This window comes from Streptomyces sp. NPDC127068, from assembly GCF_042724695.1.
Classification (GTDB): Bacteria; Actinomycetota; Actinomycetes; order Streptomycetales; family Streptomycetaceae; genus Streptomyces.
The window spans coordinates 138,940-165,012 of the sequence record NZ_JBHXEN010000011.1 but is presented as its reverse complement, the minus strand read 5'-3'; the positions used below and the strand labels follow the sequence as shown (position 1 = coordinate 165,012).

The window sequence follows — 26,073 nt, the reverse complement described above, 5'->3', positions numbered from 1 at the left end:
CCGGCCTCCCCGGGCGGCTCGTCTCTTACCCGGGGGGGGGGGGCCCCCCCCGGGGGGGGGGGGGGCCCCCCCCGCCGTCAGGCGCTGAGCTGCCGCCCTTCGCGGAGGGCGATCGCCCGCTGCATCGCCTTGCGGGCGCGCGGGGTGTCACGGGCGTCGTGGTAGGCGACGGCGAGCCGGAACCAGCAGCGCCAGTCCCCCGGGGCCCGTTCCGTCTCCTCCTTGCGCTTGCGGAACACCGCGTCGGCGGAGTCCCGGTCGATGCGTCCGCTGGGGGTGCGGACGAGTTCGTCGACGGGCAGTCCGCCCTCGCGTTCGAGTTCGGCGGCGAGGGAGTTGGCCTTGCGGGCGAACTGGGTGTTCTTCCAGAGGAACCAGATCCCGATCACGGGCAGGACCAGGACCGCGATCCCGAAGGTCACCGTGATCAGGGTGCCGGTCTGGATGAGGAAGACCCCGCGGCTGCCGACCAGGGCGAAGTAGAAGACCAGGACGGCCGCCGCGAGGGCGTATGTGATCTTGGCGCGCATGGGTCAGCCGAGGTCCAGGAAGTGTTCCAGGCCGAAGGTGAGGCCCGGAGCGTCCACGATGCGGCGCACGCCCAGGAGGATGCCCGGCATGAAGCTGCTGTGGTGCAGCGAGTCGTGCCGGACGGTCAGGGTCTCCCCCTCGCCGCCGAGCAGCACCTCCTGGTGGGCGAGCAGGCCGCGCAGCCGCACCGCGTGCACCCGGACGCCGTCGACGTCGGCGCCGCGCGCCCCGTCCAGTGCGGTGACCGTCGCGTCCGGCTGGGGGGCGCTGCCCGCGCGGGTGCGGGCGGCGGCGATCAGCTGGGCGGTGCGGGTCGCGGTGCCGCTGGGGGCGTCGACCTTGTTCGGGTGGTGCAGCTCCACGACCTCGACGGACTCGAAGTAGGGCGCGGCGATCTGCGCGAACTTCATGGTCAGCACGGCGCCGATGGAGAAGTTCGGCGCGATGAGGACCCCGGTCTCCGGGGACGCGGCCAGGCTGGTGCCGAGCTGCGCGAGCCGGTCGTCCGTCCAGCCCGTGGTGCCGACGACGGCGTGGATGCCGTGGCGCACGCAGAAGTCGAGGTTGCCCATGACCGAACCGGGGTCGGTCAGCTCGACGGCGACCTGCACGCCCTGCTCGACCAGGGTCTCCAGCTTGTCGCCGCGGCCGAGCGCGGCCACCAGCTCCATGTCCTCGGCGGCCTCCACGGCGCGTACCGCCTCGGAGCCGATGCGGCCCTTGGCGCCGATGACCGCGACACGCAGCTTGCTCATGTGCTTGTTCCTTACGGGAGGGGGGACGACACGGGAGGTCAGCCGACCGTCGCGTGCAGCGCGGCCGTCTGCTTGTCCTTGAGCGGGCCGATCACCGACAGGGACGGACGTCGGCCCAGTACGTCGCGGGCGACCGCGCGGACCTCGTCCGGGGTGACCGCGCCGATCCGGGCGAGCATGTCGTCCACGGACATCTGTTCGCCCCAGCACAGCTCGCTCTTGCCGATGCGGTTCATCAGGGCGCCGGTGTCCTCCAGGCCGAGGACCGTGGAACCGGAGAGCTGACCGATGGCGCGGGCGATCTCGTCGTCGGACAGGCCGTGCTCGGCGACCTGGTCCAGTTCGTCGCGGCAGATCTTCAGGACGTCGCCGACCTGGCTGGGCCGGCAGCCCGCGTAGACGCCGAAGAGTCCGCAGTCGGCGAAGCCCGAGGTGTACGAGTACACGCTGTAGGCGAGGCCGCGCTTCTCCCGGACCTCCTGGAACAGCCGGGACGACATGCCGCCGCCGAGCGCGGTGTTGAGCACGCTCAGCGCCCAGCGGCGGTCGTCGGTCCGGGAGAGGCCGGGCATGCCGAGGACGAGGTGCGCCTGTTCGGTCCTGCGGCCGATGTGTTCGACCCGGCCGGCGGCGCGTATGGTGCGGCTGCCGTCGCGGGGGGCGGCGGGTACCGCGTCGGCGCGGCCGAGTGCGCCCGCCCGTTCGAAGGCGGCGCGGACCTGGCGGACGACCTTGTGGTGGTCGACGTTGCCGGCGGCGGCGACGACGAGGTGGGTGGGGTCGTAGTGCTTCTGGTAGAAGCGGCGGATGCGGTCGGCGCTCAGGGCGTTGACCGTGTCGACCGTGCCGAGGACGGGGCGGCCGAGGGGGCTGTCCCCGAACATGGTCTGCGCGAACAGGTCGTGCACGCAGTCGCCGGGGTCGTCCTCGGTCATCGCGATCTCTTCGAGGATGACGCCGCGCTCGGCGTCGACGTCCTCCTGCCGGATCAGAGAACCGGTGAGCATGTCGCACACCACGTCGATGGCGAGCGGCAGGTCGGTGTCGAGCACGCGTGCGTAGTAGCACGTGTACTCCTTCGCCGTGAAGGCGTTCATCTCGCCGCCGACCGCGTCGATCGCGGAGGAGATGTCCAACGCGGTGCGCTTCTCGGTGCCCTTGAAGAGCAGGTGCTCCAGGTAGTGGGTGGCGCCGTTCAGGGCCGGCGTCTCGTCACGGGAGCCGACGTGGGCCCAGATGCCGAAGGTCGCCGAGCGTACGGAGGGCAGGGTTTCGGTGACGACCCGCAGGCCGCCCGGCAGGGTCGTGCGACGGACCGTGCCGATGCCGTCCTTGCCCTTGAGCAGGGTTTGGGTACGGGCGACGGCCCGCGTCTCCGAAGAGACACGGGCCGTCGCGCGGAAACTACGGGACGTCACTTGGCAGCGTCGTCCTTTGCGTCCTCGGCACCGTCTTCGCCCTCGACCACGGGGATGAGGGAGAGCTTGCCGCGGGAGTCGATCTCGGCGATCTCGACCTGGACCTTGTGGCCCACGCCGAGCACGTCCTCGACGTTCTCCACGCGCTTGCCGCCGGCGAGCTTGCGGATCTGCGAGATGTGCAGCAGGCCGTCCTTGCCCGGGAGCAGCGACACGAACGCACCGAAGGTGGTCGTCTTGACGACCGTGCCCAGGTAGCGCTCGCCGACCTCCGGCATGGTCGGGTTGGCGATGCCGTTGATCGTGGTGCGGGCGGCCTCGGCGGCCGGGCCGTCGGCGGCACCGATGTAGATGGTGCCGTCGTCCTCGATCGTGATCTCGGCGCCGGTGTCCTCCTGGATCTGGTTGATCATCTTGCCCTTGGGGCCGATGACCTCGCCGATCTTGTCCACGGGGATCTTCACGGTGATGATCCGCGGGGCGTTGGGGGACATCTCGTCCGGCGTGTCGATGGCTTCCATCATCACGTCGAGGATGTGCAGTCGCGCGTCACGGGCCTGCTTCAGCGCGGCGGCCAGCACGGAGGCGGGGATGCCGTCGAGCTTGGTGTCGAGCTGGAGGGCCGTGACGAACTGCTTGGTGCCGGCGACCTTGAAGTCCATGTCACCGAACGCGTCCTCCGCACCGAGGATGTCGGTGAGGGTGACGTAGTGGGTCTCGCCGTCGATCTCCTGGGAGATCAGGCCCATGGCGATGCCGGCGACCGGGGCCTTGAGGGGCACACCGGCGTTCAGCAGGGACATGGTGGAGGCGCAGACGGAGCCCATGGACGTCGAGCCGTTGGAGCTCAGCGCCTCGGACACCTGGCGGATCGCGTAGGGGAACTCCTCGCGCGTCGGCAGGACCGGCACCAGGGCGCGCTCGGCGAGCGCACCGTGGCCGATCTCGCGGCGCTTGGGGGAGCCGACGCGGCCGGTCTCGCCGGTGGAGTACGGCGGGAAGTTGTAGTTGTGCATGTAGCGCTTGCGCGTGACCGGGGACAGCGTGTCGAGCTGCTGCTCCATGCGGAGCATGTTCAGCGTGGTCACGCCGAGGATCTGGGTCTCGCCGCGCTCGAACAGGGCGGAGCCGTGGACCCGCGGGATGGCCTCGACCTCGGCGGCCAGGGTGCGGATGTCGGTGACACCGCGGCCGTCGATGCGCTTCTTCTCCTTGATGACGCGCTCGCGGACCAGGGACTTGGTCAGCGAGCGGTACGCGGCGGAGATCTCCTTCTCGCGGCCCTCGAACTGCGGGAGCAGCTTCTCGGCGGCGAGGACCTTGACGCGGTCCAGCTCGGTCTCGCGCTCCTGCTTGCCCGCGATGGTGAGGGCCTGGGCGAGCTCGTCCCGGACGGCGGCCGTGAGGGCCTCCAGGACGTCGTCCTGGTAGTCGAGGAAGATCGGGAACTCGCCGGTCGGCTTGGCGGCCTTCGAGGCGAGGTCGGCCTGGGCCTTGCACAGGACCTTGATGAAGGGCTTCGCGGCGTCCAGACCGGCCGCGACGACCTCCTCGGTGGGGGCGTCGGCGCCGCCCTCGACGAGCTTGATGGTCTTCTCGGTGGCCTCGGCCTCGACCATCATGATCGCGACGTCGCCGTCGTCCAGGGTGCGGCCCGCGACGACCATGTCGAAGACGGCGTCCTCGAGCTCGGTGTGCGTCGGGAACGCCACCCACTGGCCGCGGATCAGCGCGACGCGGACGCCGCCGATCGGGCCGGAGAAGGGCAGGCCGGCGAGCTGCGTGGACGCGGACGCGGCGTTGATCGCGACGACGTCGTACAGGTGGTCCGGGTTGAGCGCCATGATCGTCGCGACGACCTGGATCTCGTTGCGCAGGCCCTTCTTGAAGGACGGGCGCAGCGGGCGGTCGATCAGGCGGCAGGTGAGGATCGCGTCCTCGCTGGGGCGGCCCTCGCGACGGAAGAAGGAACCGGGGATCTTCCCGGCCGCGTACATGCGCTCCTCGACGTCCACCGTGAGGGGGAAGAAGTCGAGCTGGTCCTTCGGGTTCTTGGAGGCGGTGGTGGCCGACAGCACCATGGTGTCGTCGTCCAGGTAGGCCACGGCGGAGCCGGCGGCCTGACGGGCCAGGCGGCCCGTCTCGAAGCGGATGGTGCGGGTACCGAAGGCGCCGTTGTCGATGACGGCCTCGGCGTAGTGGGTCTCGTTCTCCACTAGCGGTGTCTCCTCTTGTGTGTCCCGCGCGCCCGTGTGGCGGGGGACCGTGGCGGAGAAGCGCGCCGTGGGTGCTTGCCGGTCTTCGATCGAAGCCCTCGGGGGATGCCCCGGGAGCCACTACCGAGGACCGGCGCGGCGGGGGCGCTTCTCCTCGTCGTTGTCACGTCGTGCGGAACCGCTCCGTGCGGTGCCGCGGGTGCCGGGGGCGCGGTCCTTCGCGTCCTCGGCCTGACGGTGGCCGTGGCGCTCGGCGCCGCGGCACGTCGGGGTGGTGCTGCGTCCAGACTACAAAGCCGTGGTGACACTGCGCACGCAGAGCGGGTACGACGGGTGTGCCGCCGTTCGCCGCGCGGGGGCGGTGGGGCTGCCGGTCCGGCCGGGCAACGGCGAAGGGAGCGGTTCCCTGGGGTGGGAACCGCTCCCTTCACGGCGTACTACTTGGCGCCCGCCGCACCGCGACGGATGCCGAGGCGGTCGACCAGGGCGCGGAAGCGCTGGATGTCCTTCTTGGCCAGGTACTGGAGCAGACGGCGGCGCTGACCGACCAGGATGAGCAGACCGCGACGCGAGTGGTGGTCGTGGCGGTGCGTCTTCAGGTGCTCGGTCAGGTCGGAGATCCGGCGCGACAGCATGGCGACCTGGACCTCGGGGGAGCCGGTGTCGCCTTCCTTGGTGGCGAACTCCGACATGATCTGCTTCTTCGTAGCGGCGTCGAGCGACACGCGTACTCCTTGTTTCCGTCTTCATGAGGCCGCCGAGTGCCCCTGGCACATCGCAGGGGATCTTCCAAGACTCGACAGGCGGGGTCCGCTGGGCGCTGCCTCCAGGTCTCGGGAGATCCGGGGGTGCGTACGCAAACGGCCGTCGACCAGGGTATCAGCTGCCCGCCGTGGCCCGGAGCGGCCCGTCCCGGCGGGCGCGGGGCGGTGGGGGCGTCAGCTGGTCATCGCCCTGGCCTTGGCGTACACGTCGAACACGGCGAGGGCCAGCGGCACCAGGGTGAGCAGGAAGAACCCCTCCGCGATCTCCAGGAAGCGTCCCCAGAAGGGGCTGACCCCGCCCCGGGAGGCGATCAGTCCGACCGATGTGACCAGGGCGGCGGCCACGGCGAGCGCGGCGACGAGCCAGACCGTGCGGACGTCCAGGCCCGCCGGGTCGCCGCGCAGGGCGTCGCGGACGAGTCCGGACGGCGGGCTGAGGGCGAGGCCGAGGCCCAGCAGGACCAGGGAGCCGAGGCCGGCCGCGAGGGTGGCGCCGACCTGGGCCGAGTAGCGGAACAGCTGGGCGCGCAGCAGCAGGGACAGGCCGGTCGCCAGGGCGAGGAGCTGGCCCCATCCGCTGTCGGAGAAGCCGAGGACAGCGGCGGCGCCCACCGTGACCAGGGCGCAGCCGCCGACGAGTCCGACGAGCAGTTCGTGACCGCGCCGGGCCTGGGCGGCGATGCGGTCGGGGTCCACGGCCTCGGGGGGCGGGGGCTCGTCGCCGTACGCCCCTGCGGTGGTGGTCGGCTGGCTCCCGCGCAGGGCGCTGGGCGCGTCGAAGCCGATGGGCAGCCGGGCGAAGCGCAGCGAGAGGCCCGGCAGGAAGGCGAGGGCGCCGACCGCGAGGGGCGCGCAGATCGCGGCGGTCTCCACGGCCGTGAGGTCCGCGAGCAGGGCGGTGAACGTGGTGAGCAGGCCGGTGCCGGACGCGACGGCGAAGGCGACGAAGGGGCCGTCGCCGCGCGGGGAGGTGAAGGTGAGGAGCAGTGCGGCGAGGAGGACGGCCGCGCAGGCGAGGAGGAAGTGGAGCCGGCCGATGCCCTGGCCGTCGGCCGGGGTCAGCAGGCCGGAGCCGGCGACGGCGATGTTGGGGAGGGCGCCCAGGCCGAGGGCGATCGAGGCGGCCCGGTCCGCGTAGACGCGGGCGCGGACGGCGCCGAGCGCGAGCAGGAGCAGTCCGGTGACGGCGGCGAGGACGCCGGGGAGTCCGTGCATGTCGTGGCGCGGGTCGGCGGACCAGGCGACGAAGGCGATCAGCGCGGCGAGGACCGCGCCGCCGGTGAGACCGGCCGCCCGGGTCAGTTCGCCGGTCCACAGGGTGCGGTCGCGGCCGACGGCGGAGGCGACGGCTTCGGACACGTCGTCGAAGACGGCGGGCGGCAGCGACTCGGCGAAGGGGCGCAGGGTGAGCAGTTCGCCGTCGAGGATGCGTTGGGCGGCGAAGGAGCGGGAGCTGTCGAGGACGGTGCCGTCGCGTCGGACGAGGTGGTAGCCGACGGGCGCCCCGGGGGTGGGGCTCTGCTGGGAGAGCCGCAGGATCTCGGGGTGGATGTCGGCCACCGGGACGTCGTCGGGGAGGGCGACGTCGATGCGGCTGTCGGGGGCGACGATCGTGACGCGGCAGAAGCCGAGGCCCGTGCCGGGGCCGCGGCCCGTCGCGGGGCCGTTCGGTCCGCCGGGTGCGGCGGGGCCGCCGGTCCCTCCGGTGACCGCGGAAGCCGTCATGCTCACCTGCTGCTCCCCCTCTGGGTGACGTGGCCGTGGGCGCTGGTGCGCAGCGGACGGCCCGCTCGGGTTCGATCGGTTCGGTCCGTACCGGTCCAGCATCCGATCGGTACGGTCGGATGCTGGACCGTTTCCGGCCCGACTCGCAGGGGTTCCGGACCGAAACCGGTCCGCCACCGGGCCGTACCGGGCACGCATCAGGTCCGAGTGGGCACGGAACACCCCGATTCGTACGGCTCGTTCTCCGTGTGCGCCCGCACACGCACCGCAGCCTATCGCCCCCCTGTCGGAGGGCTCGTCAGTAGGATCGGCCGCGCGGCCGACGTCCGCCCGACACGGGGCGGCGGACGGAAGAGACGTGGCCGGCAAGGGAATTGGTGCGAATGAGCCAGATCGTCGTCAAGCGCCCGCCGCGGGCTTTGCCGTCCGCAACGCCGGCGGGAGAGATCGCACTCCAAGCCCCGCCCGAGCTGCCGCGCGGCCAGGACGAGGGCACCATGATGCAGCTCCTGCCGATGCTCGGCATGGGCGGTTCGGTGGTGTTCTTCTTCATGCCCAACGCCCATCCCTTCATGAAGGTCATGGGCATGGTGATGATCGCGTCCACCCTCGCGATGACGATCGCCATGGTGGTGCGCTACCGGCGCGGCGCACAGGGCCAGTTGGCGGACCTGCGGCGGGACTACCTGCGGTACCTGGCCCAGACGCGACGGGCCGCGGTGGAGACCGCCCGCGCCCAGCGCGACGCCCAGTACTTCCTGCACCCCTCCCCCGACCAGCTGTGGGCGTTGGTCACCGAGGGCAGCCGGGTCTGGGAACGGCGCACCGGTGACGGGGACTTCGGGCAGGTGCGGATCGGTCTGGGGCCGCAGCCGCTGGCCACCCCTCTCATCGCGCCGGAGATCGGGGCGACGGACGGCCTGGAGCCGCTGACGGAGGACGCGCTGCGCCGCTTCGTCGCCGCGCACGGCACCCTCGACGCGCTCCCGATGGCGGTGTCCCTGCGGTCCTTCTACCACGTGACGGTCAGCGGGGACCCCGCCACCGTGCGCGGTACGGCCCGTGCCCTGACGGGCTCGTTGGCCTCGCTGCACTCCCCCGACGACCTGATGCTGGTGTTCGGCGTCGGTACGGACACCGCCGCCAAGTGGGAGTGGGCGAAGTGGCTGCCGCACACCCAGGCGGGCGGCGCACCGGACGGCGCGGGTTCCCGACGGATGATCGTGCACCGCTCGGGCGAGCTGGAGACCCTGCTGGCCGAACGGATCGCGGGCCGGCCGCGGTTCCACCCGGCCGGTGCCCCCGTACCGGACGAGCCGCACCTCGTGATCGTGCTGGACGGCCTGTCCCTGTCCCCGGACTCCCCGTTGGCATCGGTGGACGGACTCCAGGGGGTGACCGTCGTCGAGGTCGTGCCCGGCGAGCTCTCCGCGGGCCGTGGGGACCTGTCGGTGGTGGCCCACCCGGGAGCCCTGCGCTTGGAGTCGGCGGGCGGCCAGGTCTACGAGGGCGTACCGGACGTCCTCGCGTACGCGTCCGCCGAGGCGCTGGCCCGGCAGTTGGCACCGCTGCGGATGGCCGCGGGCGGTGACGACGACGAGCCGCTGCTCGCGAACCTGGAGTTCACGGACCTGCTGGGGCTCGGGGACGCGGCGTCGGTGGACACCCGCCGCACCTGGCGACCGCGTTCGTTGGCGGAGCGGCTGCGGGTGCCCATCGGGGTCGGCGAGGACGGCCGCCCGGTGATGCTGGACCTCAAGGAAGCCGCGCAGGAGGGCATGGGGCCCCACGGGTTGTGCGTGGGGGCCACCGGCTCCGGCAAGTCGGAACTGCTGCGGACGTTGGTGCTGGGCCTCGCGGTCACCCACTCGTCGCAGACGCTGAACTTCGTGCTCGCCGACTTCAAGGGCGGTGCCACCTTCGCCGGGATGGCGCAGATGCCGCACGTGGCGGCAGTGATCACCAACCTGGCGGACGACCTGACGCTCGTCGACCGGATGGGCGACTCGATCCGGGGCGAGCTGAACCGCCGCCAGGAGATGCTGCGGGACGCCGGGAACTACGCCAACATCCACGACTACGAGCGGGCGCGGGCCGCCGGTGCGCCGCTCCAACCCATTCCGTCCCTGGTCCTGGTGATCGACGAGTTCAGCGAACTCCTCACGGCCAAACCGGACTTCATCGAGATGTTCGTGCAGATCGGCCGGATCGGGCGTTCGCTGGGCGTGCACCTCCTGCTGGCCTCCCAGCGGCTGGAGGAAGGACGGCTGCGCGGACTGGAGACGTACCTGTCGTACCGGGTGGGGCTGCGGACCTTCTCGGCGGCCGAGTCGCGGGCGGCGCTCGGCGTGCCGGACGCCTACGAACTGCCGAACGTGCCGGGTTCGGGCTTCCTGAAGTTCGGTACCGACGAGATGGTCCGCTTCAAGGCGGCGTACGTCTCCGGCGCGTACCGGTCCGCCGCGTACCGGGCCGCCGGGCCGGGCGGTCCGCTCCCGGTGGACCGGCGCCCCGTGCTGTTCACCGCGGCGGAAGTGCCCGTGTCGTACGGACACGTGCCGCCGCCGCCCCGTGCGGAACCGGGCACGGACACGGACGACGCACTGGCCGACACGGTCCTCGACGTGATCGTGCAGCGGCTGGAGGCGCAGGGCCCGGCGGCCCACCAGGTGTGGTTGCCGCCGCTCGACAGCCCGCCTTCGCTGGACGACCTGCTGCCGGGGCTCACCGCGGTGGCGGGTCGGGGCCTGACCCAGCCCGGCTACGAGGGCGCGGGGCGACTGGTGGTGCCCCTGGGACTCGTCGACAAGCCGTACGAGCAGCGGCGCGACCCGCTGTGGTGCGACTTCTCCGGCGCGGCCGGCCACCTCCAGCTCCTCGGCGGTCCGCAGTCCGGCAAGTCGACGCTGCTGCGGACCCTCATCGCGTCGTTCGCGCTCACCCACACCCCCCACGAAGTCCAGTTCTACGGCCTCGACTTCGGTGGCGGGGGGCTGGCGGCGGTCGCCGGCCTGCCGCACGTCGGCGGGATCGCTTCCCGCCTCGACCCGGAGCGGGTCCGGCGCACCGTCGCCGAGGTGTACGGGGTACTGACCCGGCGCGAGGAGTACTTCCGGACGACGGGGATCGCGTCGATCGCGGACTTCCGGGCCCGCCGCGCACGGGGTGACGTCTCCGTCGCCGACCAGCCGTGGGGGGACGTGTTCCTCGTCATCGACGGCTGGGGGAACTTCCGCGGCGAGTACGAGGGCCTGGAACAGGTCGTCCTCGACATCGCCGCCCGCGGCCTCGGCTACGGAGTGCACCTGGTGCTGTCCGCGTCCCGTTCCATGGAGGTCAGGTCCCACCTCAAGGACCATCTGGTGAACCGGCTCGAACTGCGGCTCGGCGACACCATGGACTCGGAGATCGACCGCAAGGTGGCCGTGAACGTGCCCGCGGGCGTGCCCGGCCGGGGCCTGTCCCCGCAGCGACTGCACTTCATGGCGGCGGTTCCCCGCATCGACGGGCTGTCCTCCGACACCGACCTCGCACCGGCCACGGAGGCGCTGACGGCGGAGGTCACCCGACACTGGCCCGCGCCGGGCGCACCCGCGGTACGGCTGCTGCCCCGGACGCTGCCCGCGGACCGGCTGCCCGCCGGCGACCGCTTCCCCGACCGGGGCATGGCCTGGGCCCTGGACGAGGACAACCTCGAACCCGTGTTCCTCGACTTCGAGCAGGACCCGTTCTTCCTGGTCTTCGGCGAGAGCGAGTCCGGGAAGTCGAACCTGCTCCGGCTGCTCATCAAGCGGCTCGCCGAGCGGTACCCGGCCGACGACTGCAAGCTGTTCGTCGTGGACAACCGGCGCGCCCTGCTCGACGCCACGCCCGCCTCGCACCTCGCCGAGTACGTGCCGATGTCCAACGCGATGGACCATCACGTCGAGGCGCTCGCCGACCTGATCCGCCGCCGCAGCCCCACGGCCGAGGTCACCGCGCGGCAGCTGCGGGAGCGCAGTTGGTGGCAGGGGCCGACGGTGTACGTGGTCATCGACGACTACGACCTCGTCTCGACCTCCAGCGGCAACCCGCTGGCCCCGCTGACCGAGTTGCTCCCGTTCGCGCGGGACGTGGGGGTGCGGTTCATCGTGGCCCGGTCCACGGCCGGAGCGGGACGGGCGTCGTACGAACCGTTCATCCAGCGGATGAAGGAGCTGGGCGCACAGGGCGTCGTCCTCGCGGGTGATCCCGGCGAAGGGGATCTGCTCGGCGGGGTGCGGCCCCGGCCGATGCCGGTGGGCCGCGGCACGTTCGTGTCCCGCAAGCGGGGCCGGCCGTTGGTGCAGACGGGACTCCTGGAGTCGGAGGCGGAAGGGGAGGGCTGAGGCCCTCGGCGGGTCGGAGGCGGCCCGGCGGGGCGCCTCCCGGGAACGAGCGAGGAGGTGGTGGTTCCCCGGGCCGGCGCGTGCGCGCGCCCATGCCCGCGGACCGATACGTTGCGTGTTCACCCGGGCGCACTGCGCGTTCCGGCGGGGGCGCGTCACTCGCAGGAGTGCCTGGAACGTCCGTCCGCACGCCGCTGGGCGTGCGATCGACCTGGTCGCGCCGTCGCGTCGACCGTGGGGGAAGGAACCGGTCCATGGGCTGGAACGAATGGGAGCAGTTGAAGGCGGAGGCCATCGAGCGGCGGTCCGACTCGATGCGGCTGAACCAGGTGCCGGGCGACCCGGAAGGCGGACCCGCCGACGGCGGCAGCCCGCAGGCCGTACTGAAAGTCACCCAGGCCGACCTGGCGAAGGTCGGTGACCACGCCTTCAGCCTGTACGAACGGCTGTGGACCGAGGGACGGGTGTCGGTCCACAGCACCGAGAAGGCGGCGGGAAGCCTGAGGGGTCAGGGATTCGCGCTGGGTGGAGCCCTCCACCACGTCTCCACCCGGTGGGAGGAACAACTCACGTCGTTACGGGACGCCTGTGCGCACATCTCGAACCACCTGGAGTTCACCAAACGGACCCATCGGGGCGACGAGCAGCACGTCCGGGGCGAGTTGAGCGGCATCCGCACTCTCGACCAGGGCTTCGACGAGAGGGTGGGCGGGCCGGGCACGGCCAACCCGGTCTACGAGCCCGGGAAGCACGACAAGGACCACAAGGGCGACGAGGGTGCCGCGGGTGCCGAAGGTGCCTCGGGTCCCGGAGGGGAGAAGCACTGATGGACTTCGAGGCGTTACGGAACGCCGAGTTCGGGCCGCTCGACACCGCTGTGTCCGACTGGTCGCGGTTGGTCCGCAACCTGGAGTCGCTGGAGAAGGACGCACGGGACGGGCTCAAGGGCCAGGCCGCGAAGGCGAACTGGGAGGGGATCAACGCCACGGTGTCGCGGGAGTTCGTCGGCAAGACGGTCGGCGAGTTCACCGACGCGCACACCCAGGCGTCCTCCGTCCGGAACATCCTGCGGGACACCCGGGACGAACTGCGGTCGCATCGGCGCAAGCTGGAAGAGGCGATCGGCCGCGGCAGCAAGAAGAACCTCACGGTCATCGCGACGGGTGGCGGAGGGTTCACCGTCACCATGCGGGTGCACCCGGACCGCGCGGGCAAGGGCGCGGACGCCCCGGAACACGGGGAGGCCGACGTCCTGGCCCTGCGGGACGAGGTGCAGGAGATCCTGGAGGCGGCCACCCGCAGCGACGACACGGCCAGCGACGTGCTGCGGGCCCTGGTGGACCAGAGCGAGCACGGGTTCTCGGGCGCCTCGTACGGGGACCGGGACGGGGCGGTGCGGGCGGTCCGCGAGGCCGAGGCGTTGGCCCGGCTGGCACGCCAGAACCCGGGTGACCTCAGCGGCAAGGAGTTCGACCGGCTCCTCGCCGGGCTCAAACGGTACGGGGACGACGCACTGTTCGCCGAGCGTTTCGCCGCGGAGCTGGGCGCTGAGGGGACGCTGGAGTTCTGGACCGGGATCAACGATCCGGAGCACGGCATCGATGCGGCCACCCGGGGAGGGAACGAGCTGATGCGCGAGCGACTCAAGCACTTCGACGACCTCCAGCGCCACCTGGGCCTGACCCTCGCCAACGCCACCCAGAGCGACAGCGCGGCGATGGCCGAATGGAAGCGGGAGATCATCCGGCTCGGCGACCAACCGATCGGGCCGAGCGGCATGCACCAGGGGTTCCAGGTCATGAGCAACCTGATGCGCCACGGCGACTACGACGACGGGTTCCTCAAGCAGTACGGGGACGCGCTCGTCAAGGCCGAGAAGCAGCACGGCGACGGTGACAGCAAGGCGCCGGCCGCGTGGCACAACCTGGGCGTGGACCCCCGGCTCAACCACCTTGGGCCTGACGGTGGTTCGGATCCGTTCACCGGTTTCATGAAGGCCCTCGCGAACAGCCCCGACGCGGCCACCGCCTTCTTCGGCGAGACCTTCCGGACCGCCTCCGAAGCGGGTGGCGGAAGCAGCGTGGACAACTTCACGTACTTCTTCGAGCAGCGTGACTGGCCGTCGGACCTCGACAGCGAAAAGCAGGCCGGCCGCATGGGGCGCGACATGATGGCGCAGGCGTTGGAGGCCGCGGTGACGGGCCACCCCGCCGGCGAGCTGCCGACGGCGAACACCCCCGCGCACAACGCCGCACAGGCACACCTCATGGAACGGGTCGTCGGCTCCATCTCCGAGAACCCTGACCGGCTGCTGAGCCACCGTTACATGGCGGACAGCATCGGCCAGATGACCGCGGAGTACATGCCGGACGTTCATCGGGGGCTGCACCCGGCAACGGAGAGCAACGCCAGACTGTTTCCCATCGCGGGGACAGCAGCGGTGTTCGAAAGCGACGACCTCACCCGGGTTCTCTATGCCGTGGGACGCGATCCTGCTGGATACTCAGCCGTCACCATGGGACAAAGCAGCTACACGGGAAACATCATGGAGTACCACTTCCGAAACCCAGAAGCAAACATTAGCGATCCACTTTTTTCCCAGCCGGAGAATCTGAAGGCAAGCATCGAGGGAATTGCGAACATCGCCGGCGAGATCCAGGGCACGATCAGCGCGGGCCGCGCATACGAAGGCGAAAAAGAAGAGGGTGCAAGAAACGCCGAGTACAACACCGCCCTAGAAAAATCCAAAGTATGGACCAGTGCCACGATCGGCATCGGTGTTGGTATCGGCGTTGCCAGCATTGCTGGACCCTGGGGGATCGCGGCCGGCGGCATTGCAGGAACAGCATCGAATGAGATCCTCAACGCAATCGTGACCGGTTCCCTGCAAGACGACGCAAGTCAAGTCATCTACCGCAACGGCGAAGAAATCGGCGACACTCGAGACTCCACTTTCAAGGCAGTAGAAATGGCCGCCAAAGAAGCAGGAAGGCTCTCCGGAAGCCCGTCCCCGCACATCGTGGCGATCGTAGCCGAGGAAGCGGGGGAGGGTTTCAACACAGCCCACACTAAGATTAGCGAAATCTTGGACGGGCAGAAAATCCCTGACACCCTTGAGACAAAGTAGAAGAAATGACCATAACTCGAAAGTCGATACTCATACTCTTCCTTCCGATTGCAACGATAGCCCTAGCGGCAGCGTATCTAACAAAATCACCTCCGTTTAAAGATGCTCCCACCCCCAAGATCAAAGCTGTCGACGTCTGCCAATCTCTGGGAAATTCAAAGAGGCTGGTTCCTGCACTACAAAGAGCTCTACCCGAAAAGCGTAAGTACAAGTTCTCCGAAACGCGACTAACCACGCACGGCCACCGCTATCAGATCCACTGCTCAGCACGGGATGGATCTCGACATACCAAGATCATTCTTCGGAGTAGAGCGATTCAAGAGATGTCGCGAGAAGATTGGATCGGTCACCACATGAACAACTTCTCGGACGAGCACCCTCTTCTAGACTTCAAGGCTGGACTAACAGCTACGGCATCTATCAGCAAGGCAGGAATCCAGACGCCTTGCTTCCCGAAGGGTAGATACGTCGGAGGGCGCCATAATCTCTTCATCGACGTATATCTTCGCGAGGCAGGCGAGGCCAGCGACAAGGACACGCGTCAAGCACTGATCGATATCGTTCGAAGCGCGGCGGAGTACGCACACAAAGACGCCAAGTGTGAGCTCCCCTCGAAACTCTAGCGACCTTCACCGCATTGCCAGGGCATAGGGTGAGGCACGGAAAATCTCTTGACGAGCAACCACGGAGAAAGGGGTCGGGGCATGGCCGAGGAACAGGGCCTGGGAGTAACGGAGTCCGAGGAAGAAGTACGGGCCCGCAAGGAGCGGGAGAAGGACGAGCTGTACTCGCTGGACATCTCCGGTGTCGAGTGGGTGGGCGCTCCGGGCACCGAGGAGGACGAGGAGCGGGTGGAGATCGCGTACCTGCCCGGCGGGGGCGTGGCCATGCGGTCCTCGCTCGACAAGGAAACGGTGCTGAGGTACACGGAGGCCGAGTGGCGGGCTTTCGTACTCGGCGCGCGCGACGGGGAGTTCGATCTGACGCCGGTCGAGGACGAGGCCACTGCCGGGGGCGAGGGCGAGTCGCCGCGTTAGCGGGACGGCAGCCGGACCCGCAGCAGAGGCCGGGGTGGGCACCTCCCGTGCGTGCCCACCCCGGCCCCTGCCATTTGCCCGCCTTCGCTACAGGAAGTAGCTGGCGGCCTTCTTGTCACCGCCCAGGTAGTCACCGCCGGCCCGGCCGACGACCCCGGCGATCGCAACCAGCGCCTGGTGGATGTCCTCGGCCTCCTTGTCCCACTTGGCCTGCTCCTGGGTGTACATCGTGTGGGCCTCGCCCTCCCAGCCCGCGGCGACGGTCGCCACGGCCCGCTTCAGGCTCGCGAGGTCCTCTTCCAGCTTCTTCGCCTGGTTGGCCAGCTCGGTCGCGGTGGCGTCCAGGCCGCCGTACCGGACGACCAGTTCGTCGTAGTTGCCCGTGGACATGGGTGCGGATTCCCCTCGTAGAGTGATGTGCTCGCGGTGGACGGTCAGCGGGCGGCTCTAGTAGCCGCTGAGGCTGGACTTCGGTGCGCCGTCGTACACGTTGATGCTCTGCACGGCCGCACGGACCTCTTCCTCGGTGCCGTCCTTGATCTTGCGGCTCGCGCTCATGGCGTCGAGGAACTTCACGAGGATGTTGCCGATGCGCACCATCGAGGTGTTGATCTCGTGCTGCTTGCTGTTGAACGCACCGGCGCCGATGCCCTTCCACTGGCCTTCCAGGCTGTCGATCGTGGCCTGGAGACGGTGGAGTTGGCCCTTGAGGTTCTCGAAGCGGGTGGCGATGTCCTGTTCGAGCTTGATGAGTTCTGAGTTCGATAGCCGCTGGCCCTGAGACATGGCTGCGGTTCCCTTCTGTGTCGGGGGCGAGGAACGGGTTCGGACGGGTTCTGGTGGTGCGGGCGGTCAGGCGTTGCGGCGCTTGCGGAGGAAGACGTAGGCACCGCCACCGAGTACGGCGAGCCCCGCTACAGCTCCCAGGACGGGGACGAAGTTGATACCGCCGTTGTCCTTGTCGGCAGACGCGGTAGGGCCGTTGGCGCCGTTGTCACCCTCGGCTGGCGATCCTTCGCTCGGTGAACCCTTCGGGGCCTGACCGGCTTCGGAATCCGTGGGCTTGTTCGACGGAACACTGGGGGACTCGTCAACGGAAGGCTCGGCGCCCTCGATCGGAGTCTTCTCGTTCGTGATCGGGTTGACGTCCGCCGGTCCCGGGTCGATGTCGGGATCCTCCAGAACCAGGCGGGGGCGGATCAGGCCGTAGCCGAGGTAATTGCTTGGATTGTTCCTCGCCCAGTCGCGCCCCGCGGTGTCGATGAGGGTACGGAGCACCTGATGGGCGGTCCACTCCGGGTGCACGGACCAGATGAGCGCAGCGGACGCCGACGCGATCGCCGTGGCCTGGCTGGTTCCTCGGGAGGGGCAGTACCGGGTGAACGTCTCGTCGCACCAGACCGGGACGTTGACGCCGGGAGAAGCCAGGTCGATGTAGTCCCCCTTTTGCGAGAACTTGCCGACCGCACCAGCTTTGTCAGCTGCTCCGATACCAATCGCCTCGATGTACTCCGCAGGGTACGCGTTGAACTCTTGACCAGGGCCGGAGTTTCCACCGGCCGAGAAGATCAACTTACCTTTGCTCGCTGCGTACTTGACAGCGCTCTTCAGGTCCGGGAACGAGTACTGGCCTCCCAAGGAGAGGCTGATGATACGGACGTCCGTGTCTGCCGCAGCGCGGATCCCCTCTGCTACGGAGCTCGTCTTCTTGCTCTCGTCTTCGTCTTTGAGGCTCTCCAGGTCAACGCGGATAGGGACCACACGAGCATCAGGGGCAAGTCCGCGCAAGCTGCCGTCTGCGCCACTGCCCACGATGAGCTCGGCCATCGAGGTGCCGTGACCCTGGTAGTCCCTTGTTGCTCCGTAGGCCGCGGCAGCTGGAACCTCGTCCGCGAGTACCTTTCCCCTCAGGGAAGGCACTCTTGGGTTGACTCCGGTATCGAGGACGGCAACCTTGACACCCTCACCCGTGCTGATCTTCCACATCTCTTGCGCGCGCATGGCCGCCAGGTACCACTGCTGCGACTGCACGTCACCGGCGTGGGCCTGGGGAACTGCCCCCATCGCCAGCATTCCAAGCACCATGCCCAGCAGGGCAGTCCGCCTCACATGGGCCTTCCCGAAGAACATCACAGGTACCGTGCGCTGGCCGAACCATGACCTCATGTCTGCATCTGTCCTCATGCGTGTCCTGAGTAAGGGTCAACTCCTCTGTGCCTCAGAGGCCCTTCCTTCGTCTTGGCCTTCGCCGTCGTCATGCGAGGAATTGGTGCTTTCGTCATCCTCCGCACTGGTGTCCCGGCTGCGATCGGCACGCCGAACGAGGCCGGTGCCGCCGGGTGTGAACCCTCCACGAGCTCCGTGTTGGGAGGACGAACGGCTGACGGGCATCCCTACGACTCCAGGCGAACGGGGCAGTTCCGTTCGCCCGGACGAGTGACGTCCACTGGACCGCGTGGAAGACGAAGTCGCTCCCACTACCCCCTTCTGCCCGCCGACTCCACTCGGCGAAGCCGTCCCACCTGAACGCACACCCGGTGATGCCGAAGGACCACCGATCACAGTGCCGCGCGAAGCAGGGGTCCCCCCAGGCACGGACCCCGTCGCACTTGGGCGTCCCCCAACAATTCCGTTGGAGGAACCACCAGCAGCTACTGGTCCCACGCGGCCCGTAGGGCCTGGCCCCCCGGCGACATGACCTCCGGTGATCGGACGACCCACAGGCCCTTGAGGCCCAATGGCACCGGGAGGTGTCTGTCCTCCCCGTCCGGTAGCGGCAGGTCGGCCACCACTCGTCTGGGCCGGCCCGGGACCAACGTCGCCGACTGCCGGGCGCAGCGGTCCAGGGCGGTTCGCAGAGGAGGCGGAACTCCGCCCCCCGCTGCTGGCTCCCTTCACCCGGGCAGGCTGAGTAGCCGGCATGGGGAACTGCGGGGCGACCGACGGCGTAGTCGGGCCTGGGGTAGTAGGCGTTTGAGGTCCGGGGGTGACAGGCGGTGCCGGATTGGCCTGCGCCGGCACGGTTCCTACACTCGCGATCTCGGTACCAGTGGAGGGTTCCGCAGAGAGTCCCGTAGTTGCGTTTGGGCCGATCACATCAGGGGTGCCGGCAATGGGCTGCGGGCCTTGCGACGAAGGCACGGATGCTGTGGCGAACGGGGATCCTGACTCGTAGGGTGCCGACTTCGGTTGTTCGCTACTGCCCTGGAACACCTCGCCCGTCCCGGCGCCGGGTGTTGTCGGATTGGCCTTGGGTTGCGGCACCCCCACCTTCGGCATCGGGGTGAACGTGGGTCCTTCCTGTTGAGCCAGGGCTCCCTCGGACACCGCGTAGAACGACGCCAGCCGATTCATCTGGTTGATCGCCTCTTGGCGGTGCTTCTCCGCCTTCACCGCGGCCGCGTACTCCTCGTTGTCCGCCCCGCGCTTGTCCGCGGGGAAGTCCTCGACGGCCTTGGGGTCTGCTCGTGCGTCGCGAGGAGGCATGGAGCTGCGGACGGAGGCGAGCCCGGTGCCGGCGGCGGTGATCTGGGTGCCGGCGGCGTCAGCGAAGTCCGCGAGCTTCAAGGTGTCCGAGACCAGCGCCTCGCCCCACTTGCGGAACGCCTCGCCCGACTCGCCCTCCCAGTCGGGCTGGGCCACGTGGCCCTTGAGTTCGTCGGCGGCCTTGTTGATGGCGTCGCGGGCGCTCCACAGCGCGGTGCCCGCCTCTTCGAGGTCCGCCGGGTTGGTGTTCTGCACCAGGTCGATCATGTCGTTGAGGCGGTGTGCCTCGAAGCTGGTGCGACCGGGGCTGACGCTCGGCGCATTGAAGAAGACGGTGCCTTCCAACAGGCCGGACACGGCCACGGCCATGTCGGTGACGCTGTTCTGCCCTGCGACCCGTTGCAGGTCGGACGGGTCGGGGGTGTTCTGGTCGTTCTGGCCGGCCATGCCTACCACCCCGCATCGGTCTGGTTGTCCTGGTTGCGCCTGCCGTCACCCGCACGGTCGCGCTCGTACTGTGCGTCGATCTTGGTCTGAATCGCCCAGAACCGTCGGCGCACCTCTTCGTCGAGGTTGTCGAAGCCGACGTCCGCCCCGTGGACCGCGATGCCCATGGCTTCGATCTGCTGGCCGAGTGCCTTGGAGAGGGATGTCAGGCGTTGGTGGACCCGTGTGTACTGGGTGAACAGGCCGTCCGCCTCGGCGAAGCGGCTGGTCGCGCTGCTGAACGAGGTCCGGGACACCTGTTGTGAACCGACCTTGGCCGCCCCGCCCGCCGATCCCTCGAAGTCCGACAGGACCTTGTCGATGCTCTTCTTGAAGGTCTTCAGCGCGGCGACACCGCGCCGTAGGTCAGCCCCGCTCATGTACGAGGCACGGCCCGTGCTGTCTGGAAGCCCCATGTCCGTGTCCTTCCCCGTTTCCCCGTTCCCCGTTTGCTCGTTCGCCCGTTCACCTGAGCCCGCGCCCCGTGGGCATCGTCACCCCGTCGCTCGTGGCCTGCGCTCCGCGCCCCACGGGCCGTGCTCCGGCGTACCGTTCGGTCGCGCCGGCACGCTCCGGCAAGGGGGGCGTGCGCGGGGGCACGGTCCCGCCCCGCCACTGTAACCACCATGCGATACCACGCCAACTGGACTTCCTGGAGGCACAGTTGCGAATTCGGGCGTTTGCCCGATGGGCGCGGCGGTGCGGCAACGGGTCGCGTCGCGCCGTCACCAGCAGCATAGCGACCATCACTGACAGCCACCTGAGCACGGATACTCAGACTGCCGCCGACGCAGTCGGAGCCTCATGCGCGGGAGCGACCGCCACGACAGCGGGACCTGTCGCGGACGGTGACGGCGACGCCCGCGAGCACCGCGGCCAGGACCGTGGCGGCGACGGTCACGTACGTGGCGAGGCGGGCGTCCCGGTCGGCGGCGGATTCGCCGAGGTCGACCCGTGGTGCCGTGGGGGCCTTGGCGCGGCTGACGCCTTCGTCGGCGACGGGCGCGTCGACGGGGCGGTCGTCCTCGGTGAGGGCGCGCACGGGGTCGACGACGCCCCAGCCGACGAGGCGGTCGGGGCCGGCCACCGAGCGTTCCGCGGTCTGTTGGATCTGGGCGACGATCCGGCGCGCGGGCCAGTCGGGGTGCTTCGCGCGCAGCAGGGCGGCGACCGCGGCCACGTAGGGGGCGGCGAAGCTGGTGCCGTTGTCGGCGCAGTGGCCGCCGCCGGGCACCGTGGAGACCATGTCGACGCCGGGCGCGGCGACGCCGACGAACTCGCCGGACTGGGAGAAGGGGGCGCGTTCGTTGTTGCGGTCGGACGCCGCGACGGCGAGGACCCCGGGTTCGGACGCGGGGTAGGTGTTCTTGACGTTGCCGCCGAGTCCGTCGTTGCCGGCCGATGCGACGACGACGATCTCCGCGTCGAGCGCGGCGTTGATCTGCTGTTTGAGGTCCGGTGACGACTCGACGGCGTTCGCGGTGTCCTGGGAGATGTTGATGACGTCGGCGCCCTCGTCGACGGCGTGTCGGATCGAGGTGGCGAGGCTCGCGGCGGTGCCGTTGCCGTGGGCGTCGTTCTGGTGGATGGGGATGATCCTGGCGTCGGGGGCCAGGCCGACGAAGCCGGTGCCCTTGGCGGGGCGGGCGGCGATCAGGCCGGCGACGCGGGTGCCGTGGCCGACGGTGTCGCCGGTGCCGTCGGCCTTGCCGCGCGGCACGGGGTCGCCGTTGTCGTCCTCGGGCTTGGCGGGCAGGGAGTTGAGGCCCTTCGAGGTGTCCACCGCGCGGGTGAGTTGGGGGTGCTTGACGTCGACGCCGGTGTCGATGACGGCGACCTCGACGCCCTTGCCGGTGGACTCGTCCCACAGTTCGTCGAGGAGGACGCGTTGCAGGGCCCAGGGCCGTCCTTGGTAGGGCTCGGCGGGGAAGGTGCACTGGCCGGTGTCGGCGGCGGCGTTCGGTGCGACGGGCAGGGTGAGCGCCGAGGCTGCGACGGCGAGGGCAGCGGTCAAGGGGGCCCTGCGGCGGGCGGAGGTGGTCGGGGTGCGTGGCGGCACGGGGCGGCTCCCCTTACGAGCCCTGCGGCTGGCGGGCCGCGGCGGTGGACAGGCGGGGGCCGGTGGGCAGCAGGGCGGACCACGCGGTGGGTACGGGGGTGGGTTCGGCCTTGGCGTAGCCGAGGCACGCCTGGGCGCGTTGGGCTTCTTGGAGTTGTTCCTTGCGCTGGGCTTCGGACATGCCGATGCCCGCGTCGTCGGAGGCGCTGTCGCTGTTGGACTGGAGGGCGTAGCGCAGTCCGGTGTCGGTGACGAGGAAGATGCCGCCGGTCTTGGTCTGTGCTCCGGTGACCTGGCGGAAGAGTTGGCCGGAGCCGGGGGTGACGTAGGCGCTGGAGGAGCCGCTGGGCAGGGGGGCGGGGTAGTCGGTGCCGGCCCAGGTGCTGAGGGTGGTGGCGCCGGTGTCGGGGTCGACCTTGCGCAGGACGTTGCAGACGGTGTCCCGGCCGCCGGGTCGCCCGGGGTCGTTGACGGTGCGCGGCTCGTGGGCGGGCCAGTCGCGGTCGCCGGCGAAGGCGCGGCCCTCGGGGGTGAACGAGGCGGGGCCGACGTCGCGGGGGCGGCCGGCCTGGCCGAGGACGTTGAGGGCGCGGCTGCTGAGCAGGAGCTTGGCGGTGAAGTCGGAGACGGGGGCGACCTTGCCAGGCAGGACGACGTAGTGCTGGGTGCGGTCGCCGTGGGGGGCGCGCAGGACGGTGCCGATCCTGTTGGTGTCGGGGGCGAGGCTGCCGGGGGCCTCGGCGGGGTCGCCGACGGTGCCGTCGACCTCGGGGAAGTCGACGGGGTCCCCGGTGCGCAGGGTGGCGAGCCATTCGCGGGAGACGCGCTGCGGGGCGCGGCCGTTGGTGTCGAGGGTGCGCAGGAGGAGTTCGTCGGCGGCGGGTACGCGGTACTTGGTGCCGTGGGCGTCGACGACGTGGTGGGACTTGTCGGGTCCGGTGACGTACATCAGGTCGCCGCCGCGCAGGCGTTCCCGGCCGTCGGTCAGCTTCTCCTCGCGGGGGGCGAGGACGAACGCGGCCGTCTGGATGGCCCGGCCGCCCTGTCCGGGGCGTTCGCAGACGGCCCAGCGCTTGGCCGCGTCGGCTTCCTTGGCCGGGGGGAGCCGGTCGGGTGCGTAGGGGATGCCGAGGCTGGCGCCGTGCGGGATCTCGCCCTCGTCGATGACGGACTCGTCGACGCTGATGACCTTGCCCTGGCCGGGTTCGAGGAGGAGTTTGGCGGAGGCCATGTTGAGGACGGGGTGCAGTTGGCGTTCGCCGTCGGTCTTCAGGACGACGTACCGGGTGGTGGAGTCGCTGGCGATGATGACGTTCTTGTAGGGCTCCGACCAGCCGGGCGGGGCGGAGGGTTTGAACATGCCCCAGGCGCCGAACACGGCGAGGACCAGCACGCCGACGATGATCCCGGGCACGATGCCGCGGAGCGGGCGCGGGGCGTCCTCCTCGGTGCCGCCCGGGTAGGGCCGTAGGTAGGCCGCCAGGGTGCGGCGCTTCGCGAAGGTGTAGGCGTTCAGCTCGTCGCGCCGTGATGCCATCGGTGTGTGCGTCTCCCCCGTGTGTCCCCGTGTGTCGCTGAAGTTCGCGGAGTCCGCGGGGTCGCCGGGGCTCCGGCGGCCCTGCTCGTCGCGTACCGTCGCGCACGGTCCTCGTCGTCCGGTCGGTCACCGCCGCGGACGGGAGGTCCGCGTGGGTACGGGCGCGCCCCGAACGGCACGCTACCGCTCGACGGGCGGCGTGTCCGGCGCGGTGGGTCCCCGGGGTGCGGGCGGTGTCCGACGTGTTGTCAGATCGGGCCCCCGCTATGCCTGGTACGTGGTCGGGTACGGGGGGCGGGTAGGGTGAGCGGCCCTTAACCGCCTTACTGGCCAGCGGATTTCGGGAGAGTGCGGGTATTCCGGGGCCAGCAGGACATCGGGGGTCATGGAGTGATGGTTTCCGCCACGCGGACCCGTTCGCGGTCCCGTTCGGGGTCGTCGGGGGCGGCTCCGGCCGCCGGTTCCCATGCCGGTGCGGATGCCGATTCCGAGCGGTCCTCCGTCACTGCCGTGGCGCCGCGTCTCGCGGCTCGTTCGGGTCGGGCGGGGGGCGGTGGGGGGCGCGGCTCGTTCCGTTGGCAACGGCTCGCGCTGATCGAGGTGGCGGCGGCGCTGGTGCTCGTCGCGTGGGTGGTCGGTCCGGTCGTGCTGGCGGTCGTGGCGCCGGTGGCGTCGGTCCTGTTGTCGCTGGCGTTGGTGCGTCGGCGGGGGCGTTCGTTGCCCGAGTGGTTGGCGACGGTGTGGAGTTTCCGGTCCCGGACGCGTCGGGCCCGGTCGTGGACGGTGCCGCCCGGTACGGAACCGGGGTTGGCGCCGGCGGTGGAGTGCGCGCCGGCGCTGCGGACGTACCGGTTCGCGCCGGGGGGCAACCGGGATCGGCGCCCGGTGGGGATGGTCGGCGACGGCGGGTTCCTGACGGTGGTGCTCCAGGTGGAGTCGGACACGACGGCCCTGCGCGGCGAGCGGGAGCGGCGGCCGTTGCCGTTGGGCCTGGTCCGGGACGCCCTGGTGGTGGACGGCATCAGGCTGGAGTCGGCGCAGGTGGTGGTGCACACGCAGCCCGCTCCGGCGCCGCACCTGCCGCAGGACGCGATAGCGGTCACCAACTACGCCCGGTTGCACGTCGGGGTGACCGCTCCGGCGGTGCGACTCACCTGGGTGGCGCTGAAGTTGGACCCGGAGTTGTGCCCGGAGGCGGTGGCGGCGCGCGGGGGTGGTCTGTCGGGGGCGCAGAAGTGCGTGGCACGTGCGGCGCAGCACCTCGCGAGTCGACTGACGGGTGCGGGATTCCGGGTGTCGGTGCTGACGGACGAGGAGTTGACGGCCGCGGTGGCGACCTCGGCGGGGGCGAACCCGTTGGTGACGGCTCAGGCGGGGCGCACGGAGGTCCCGCAGCGGCGCACCGAGGAGTCGAGTCGTAGTTGGCGTTGTGACAACGGCCGCCACACGGCGTACTGGATACGCCGTTGGCCGCAGTTGGGCGGTACGGGTGTGCCGTTGGCGGCGGTGGTGGCGCGGCTGACGGCGGTGCCCGCGCTGGCGACCACGTTCAGTCTGACGTTGGACGGGGGTGATCGGGGCGTCGGGGTGCGGGGGCACCTCAGGGTCACGGGTCGCACGGAGAGCGAGTTGACGACGGCCCGTCGGGCGTTGGAGCAGACGGCGCGCGAGGCCCGGGTGGGGCTGGCGCGGTTGGACCGGGAGCAGTTGCCGGGCGTGTTGGCCACGTTGCCGTTGGGGGGTGTGCGCTGATGGGTGCCGTCACGCCGGAGCGGGTCACCCGGGGGTCGCGTGCGTGGTTGAGGTCGGGGTTCGGTCTGCTGGGTCCCCGTCACCAGCGGCATGCGCTGTCCGTGGAGCAGTTCGACGCGTTGACGCTGCCGGTGGGCGACGACGGGGTGGTGATCGGTGTGGATGCGCAGGACCAGCCCGCGGTGCTGAGCGTGAACCGGCCGACGCCGTACGACGTGGTGCTCATCGGGGGGTTGTGGACCGCTCAGGTGTTGACGCTGCGCATCGCGGCGACGGGTGTCCGGTTGGCGGTCGAGACGGGTCGGGCGCAGATGTGGGCGGGGCTCGCGCAGGCGGCCGGCGGCGCGGTGCAGTGCGTGGCGCTGCACGGGGTGGGCAAGGTTCCTCCTCAGGGTGCGGCGGCGGGCCAACCCGTGGTGGTGGTCCGGGACTGCGGGATGCGGCCGCCGCGCGGACGGGTGGTGTCGGCGCCGTGGCAGTCGGTGGTGACGTTGCTGCCGTATCTGAGCCCGGTGGCCCCGCGGTTGATGCGGCAGGCCCGGCTGGTGGGGGTGCAGCGGGTGTCGCCGGACGAGGCGGCGGAGATCGGGCGGGTCCTGGCACTGCCCCGGGAGGACGTGGCGTCGCTGCCGAACCTCGCGGACGGGGTGACGCTGTGGTGCGCGGACCGGAGCCGTCACTACGTGATGACGCGTCCGACGGACATCGAGGAGGGCCTGCTCGGCTTGGCCCGCCGGATGGATTGATCGCGTATCGACCGATCGTGTAGGGATTCGCCTCATGTTGACGGTGTGTTGACCGCGTGACGGGCCG

19 protein-coding genes are annotated in these 26,073 nt (G+C 70.3%); 7 read left to right on the top strand and 12 right to left on the bottom strand.

Annotated elements, in window-relative coordinates; translation table 11 throughout:
- Window positions 1–77 precede the first annotated feature (77 nt).
- The 6 genes from ACFWIA_RS09740 to eccD all read right to left on the bottom strand — a co-directional run bounded on the left by ACFWIA_RS09740 (window position 78) and on the right by eccD (window position 7,415).
- The gene (locus ACFWIA_RS09740; RefSeq protein ID WP_387002141.1) at window positions 78–530 is read right to left on the bottom strand and encodes a hypothetical protein; all 453 of its coding nucleotides are present in this window, start codon (window positions 528–530) and stop codon (window positions 78–80) included.
- Window positions 531–533: 3 nt separating this feature from the next.
- Window positions 534–1,286, bottom strand: coding sequence for a 4-hydroxy-tetrahydrodipicolinate reductase (dapB, locus tag ACFWIA_RS09735; RefSeq protein ID WP_387002139.1), 753 nt, complete (start codon window positions 1,284–1,286; stop codon window positions 534–536).
- Between the two features lie 38 nt (window positions 1,287–1,324).
- Complete coding sequence (locus ACFWIA_RS09730) at window positions 1,325–2,704, bottom strand: M16 family metallopeptidase (protein WP_387002138.1); 1,380 nt, start codon at window positions 2,702–2,704, stop codon at window positions 1,325–1,327.
- Window positions 2,701–4,920, bottom strand: a complete 2,220-nt coding sequence (locus tag ACFWIA_RS09725; RefSeq protein WP_387002136.1) for a polyribonucleotide nucleotidyltransferase — start codon at window positions 4,918–4,920, stop codon at window positions 2,701–2,703. The genes ACFWIA_RS09730 and ACFWIA_RS09725 overlap by 4 nt, the downstream gene beginning before the upstream one ends.
- Before the next feature lie 437 nt (window positions 4,921–5,357).
- Window positions 5,358–5,645 (bottom strand): 30S ribosomal protein S15, encoded by a 288-nt coding sequence (gene rpsO, locus ACFWIA_RS09720; protein WP_385491752.1) that lies wholly within the window; start codon window positions 5,643–5,645, stop codon window positions 5,358–5,360.
- A 213-nt stretch (window positions 5,646–5,858) separates the two neighbouring features.
- Window positions 5,859–7,415, bottom strand: coding sequence for a type VII secretion integral membrane protein EccD (gene eccD / locus ACFWIA_RS09715; protein ID WP_387002134.1), 1,557 nt, complete (start codon window positions 7,413–7,415; stop codon window positions 5,859–5,861).
- Between the two features lie 377 nt (window positions 7,416–7,792).
- Here eccD and eccCa point away from each other — a divergent pair, with 377 nt between their 5' ends.
- The 5 genes from eccCa to ACFWIA_RS09690 all read left to right on the top strand — a co-directional run bounded on the left by eccCa (window position 7,793) and on the right by ACFWIA_RS09690 (window position 15,940).
- The gene (gene eccCa / locus ACFWIA_RS09710) at window positions 7,793–11,776 is read left to right on the top strand and encodes a type VII secretion protein EccCa (RefSeq protein WP_387002132.1); all 3,984 of its coding nucleotides are present in this window, start codon (window positions 7,793–7,795) and stop codon (window positions 11,774–11,776) included.
- Between the two features lie 254 nt (window positions 11,777–12,030).
- The gene (locus ACFWIA_RS09705; protein ID WP_387002130.1) at window positions 12,031–12,603 is read left to right on the top strand and encodes a hypothetical protein; all 573 of its coding nucleotides are present in this window, start codon (window positions 12,031–12,033) and stop codon (window positions 12,601–12,603) included.
- Window positions 12,603–14,903, top strand: a complete 2,301-nt coding sequence (locus tag ACFWIA_RS09700; protein WP_387002128.1) for a DUF6571 family protein — start codon at window positions 12,603–12,605, stop codon at window positions 14,901–14,903. Before ACFWIA_RS09705 ends, ACFWIA_RS09700 begins: the two co-directional genes overlap by 1 nt.
- 5 nt (window positions 14,904–14,908) lie before the next feature.
- Entirely contained in the window at window positions 14,909–15,526 is a 618-nt protein-coding gene (locus tag ACFWIA_RS09695) for a hypothetical protein (RefSeq protein WP_387002127.1), read from the top strand.
- A gap of 81 nt (window positions 15,527–15,607) precedes the next feature.
- Window positions 15,608–15,940, top strand: a complete 333-nt coding sequence (locus ACFWIA_RS09690) for a DUF397 domain-containing protein (RefSeq protein WP_387002125.1) — start codon at window positions 15,608–15,610, stop codon at window positions 15,938–15,940.
- A gap of 87 nt (window positions 15,941–16,027) precedes the next feature.
- On the opposite strand, the gene ACFWIA_RS09685 is transcribed toward ACFWIA_RS09690, so the two are convergent.
- The 6 genes from ACFWIA_RS09685 to eccB form a co-directional block, all read right to left on the bottom strand.
- Window positions 16,028–16,330 (bottom strand): WXG100 family type VII secretion target, encoded by a 303-nt coding sequence (locus tag ACFWIA_RS09685; protein ID WP_387002123.1) that lies wholly within the window; start codon window positions 16,328–16,330, stop codon window positions 16,028–16,030.
- Between the two features lie 57 nt (window positions 16,331–16,387).
- Entirely contained in the window at window positions 16,388–16,726 is a 339-nt protein-coding gene (locus ACFWIA_RS09680) for a WXG100 family type VII secretion target (RefSeq protein ID WP_385491728.1), read from the bottom strand.
- A 66-nt stretch (window positions 16,727–16,792) separates the two neighbouring features.
- The gene (locus ACFWIA_RS09675; protein ID WP_387002121.1) at window positions 16,793–18,070 is read right to left on the bottom strand and encodes a S8 family serine peptidase; all 1,278 of its coding nucleotides are present in this window, start codon (window positions 18,068–18,070) and stop codon (window positions 16,793–16,795) included.
- A gap of 1,805 nt (window positions 18,071–19,875) precedes the next feature.
- A complete protein-coding gene (locus ACFWIA_RS09670; RefSeq protein ID WP_387002119.1) occupies window positions 19,876–20,328 on the bottom strand; it encodes a hypothetical protein in 453 nt (150 codons plus the stop codon).
- Between the two features lie 386 nt (window positions 20,329–20,714).
- A complete protein-coding gene (gene mycP / locus ACFWIA_RS09665) occupies window positions 20,715–21,971 on the bottom strand; it encodes a type VII secretion-associated serine protease mycosin (protein WP_387002117.1) in 1,257 nt (418 codons plus the stop codon).
- A gap of 13 nt (window positions 21,972–21,984) precedes the next feature.
- Window positions 21,985–23,508, bottom strand: coding sequence for a type VII secretion protein EccB (gene eccB, locus ACFWIA_RS09660; protein ID WP_387002115.1), 1,524 nt, complete (start codon window positions 23,506–23,508; stop codon window positions 21,985–21,987).
- A 393-nt stretch (window positions 23,509–23,901) separates the two neighbouring features.
- Here eccB and eccE point away from each other — a divergent pair, with 393 nt between their 5' ends.
- Both eccE and ACFWIA_RS09650 read left to right on the top strand, forming a co-directional pair.
- On the top strand, window positions 23,902–25,260 hold the full coding sequence (gene eccE, locus ACFWIA_RS09655; protein ID WP_387002113.1) for a type VII secretion protein EccE: 1,359 nt from the start codon (window positions 23,902–23,904) through the stop codon (window positions 25,258–25,260).
- Window positions 25,260–26,006, top strand: a complete 747-nt coding sequence (locus ACFWIA_RS09650; RefSeq protein ID WP_387002112.1) for a hypothetical protein — start codon at window positions 25,260–25,262, stop codon at window positions 26,004–26,006. The genes eccE and ACFWIA_RS09650 overlap by 1 nt, the downstream gene beginning before the upstream one ends.
- Window positions 26,007–26,073: the final 67 nt, after the last annotated feature.

What these genes read in the sequence shown, in the direction of transcription:
- ACFWIA_RS09740 (WP_387002141.1), bottom strand. Translation starts at nt 530, where the DNA reads ATGCGCGCCAAGATCACATACGCCCTCGCGGCGGCCGTCCTGGTCTTC.
- dapB (WP_387002139.1), bottom strand. Translation starts at nt 1,286, where the DNA reads ATGAGCAAGCTGCGTGTCGCGGTCATCGGCGCCAAGGGCCGCATCGGC.
- eccCa (WP_387002132.1), top strand. Translation starts at nt 7,793, where the DNA reads ATGAGCCAGATCGTCGTCAAGCGCCCGCCGCGGGCTTTGCCGTCCGCA.
- ACFWIA_RS09705 (WP_387002130.1), top strand. Translation starts at nt 12,031, where the DNA reads ATGGGCTGGAACGAATGGGAGCAGTTGAAGGCGGAGGCCATCGAGCGG.
- ACFWIA_RS09700 (WP_387002128.1), top strand. Translation starts at nt 12,603, where the DNA reads ATGGACTTCGAGGCGTTACGGAACGCCGAGTTCGGGCCGCTCGACACC.
- ACFWIA_RS09695 (WP_387002127.1), top strand. Translation starts at nt 14,909, where the DNA reads ATGACCATAACTCGAAAGTCGATACTCATACTCTTCCTTCCGATTGCA.
- ACFWIA_RS09690 (WP_387002125.1), top strand. Translation starts at nt 15,608, where the DNA reads ATGGCCGAGGAACAGGGCCTGGGAGTAACGGAGTCCGAGGAAGAAGTA.
- ACFWIA_RS09685 (WP_387002123.1), bottom strand. Translation starts at nt 16,330, where the DNA reads ATGTCCACGGGCAACTACGACGAACTGGTCGTCCGGTACGGCGGCCTG.
- ACFWIA_RS09680 (WP_385491728.1), bottom strand. Translation starts at nt 16,726, where the DNA reads ATGTCTCAGGGCCAGCGGCTATCGAACTCAGAACTCATCAAGCTCGAA.
- ACFWIA_RS09675 (WP_387002121.1), bottom strand. Translation starts at nt 18,070, where the DNA reads ATGTTCTTCGGGAAGGCCCATGTGAGGCGGACTGCCCTGCTGGGCATG.
- ACFWIA_RS09670 (WP_387002119.1), bottom strand. Translation starts at nt 20,328, where the DNA reads ATGGGGCTTCCAGACAGCACGGGCCGTGCCTCGTACATGAGCGGGGCT.
- eccB (WP_387002115.1), bottom strand. Translation starts at nt 23,508, where the DNA reads ATGGCATCACGGCGCGACGAGCTGAACGCCTACACCTTCGCGAAGCGC.
- eccE (WP_387002113.1), top strand. Translation starts at nt 23,902, where the DNA reads ATGGTTTCCGCCACGCGGACCCGTTCGCGGTCCCGTTCGGGGTCGTCG.
- ACFWIA_RS09650 (WP_387002112.1), top strand. Translation starts at nt 25,260, where the DNA reads ATGGGTGCCGTCACGCCGGAGCGGGTCACCCGGGGGTCGCGTGCGTGG.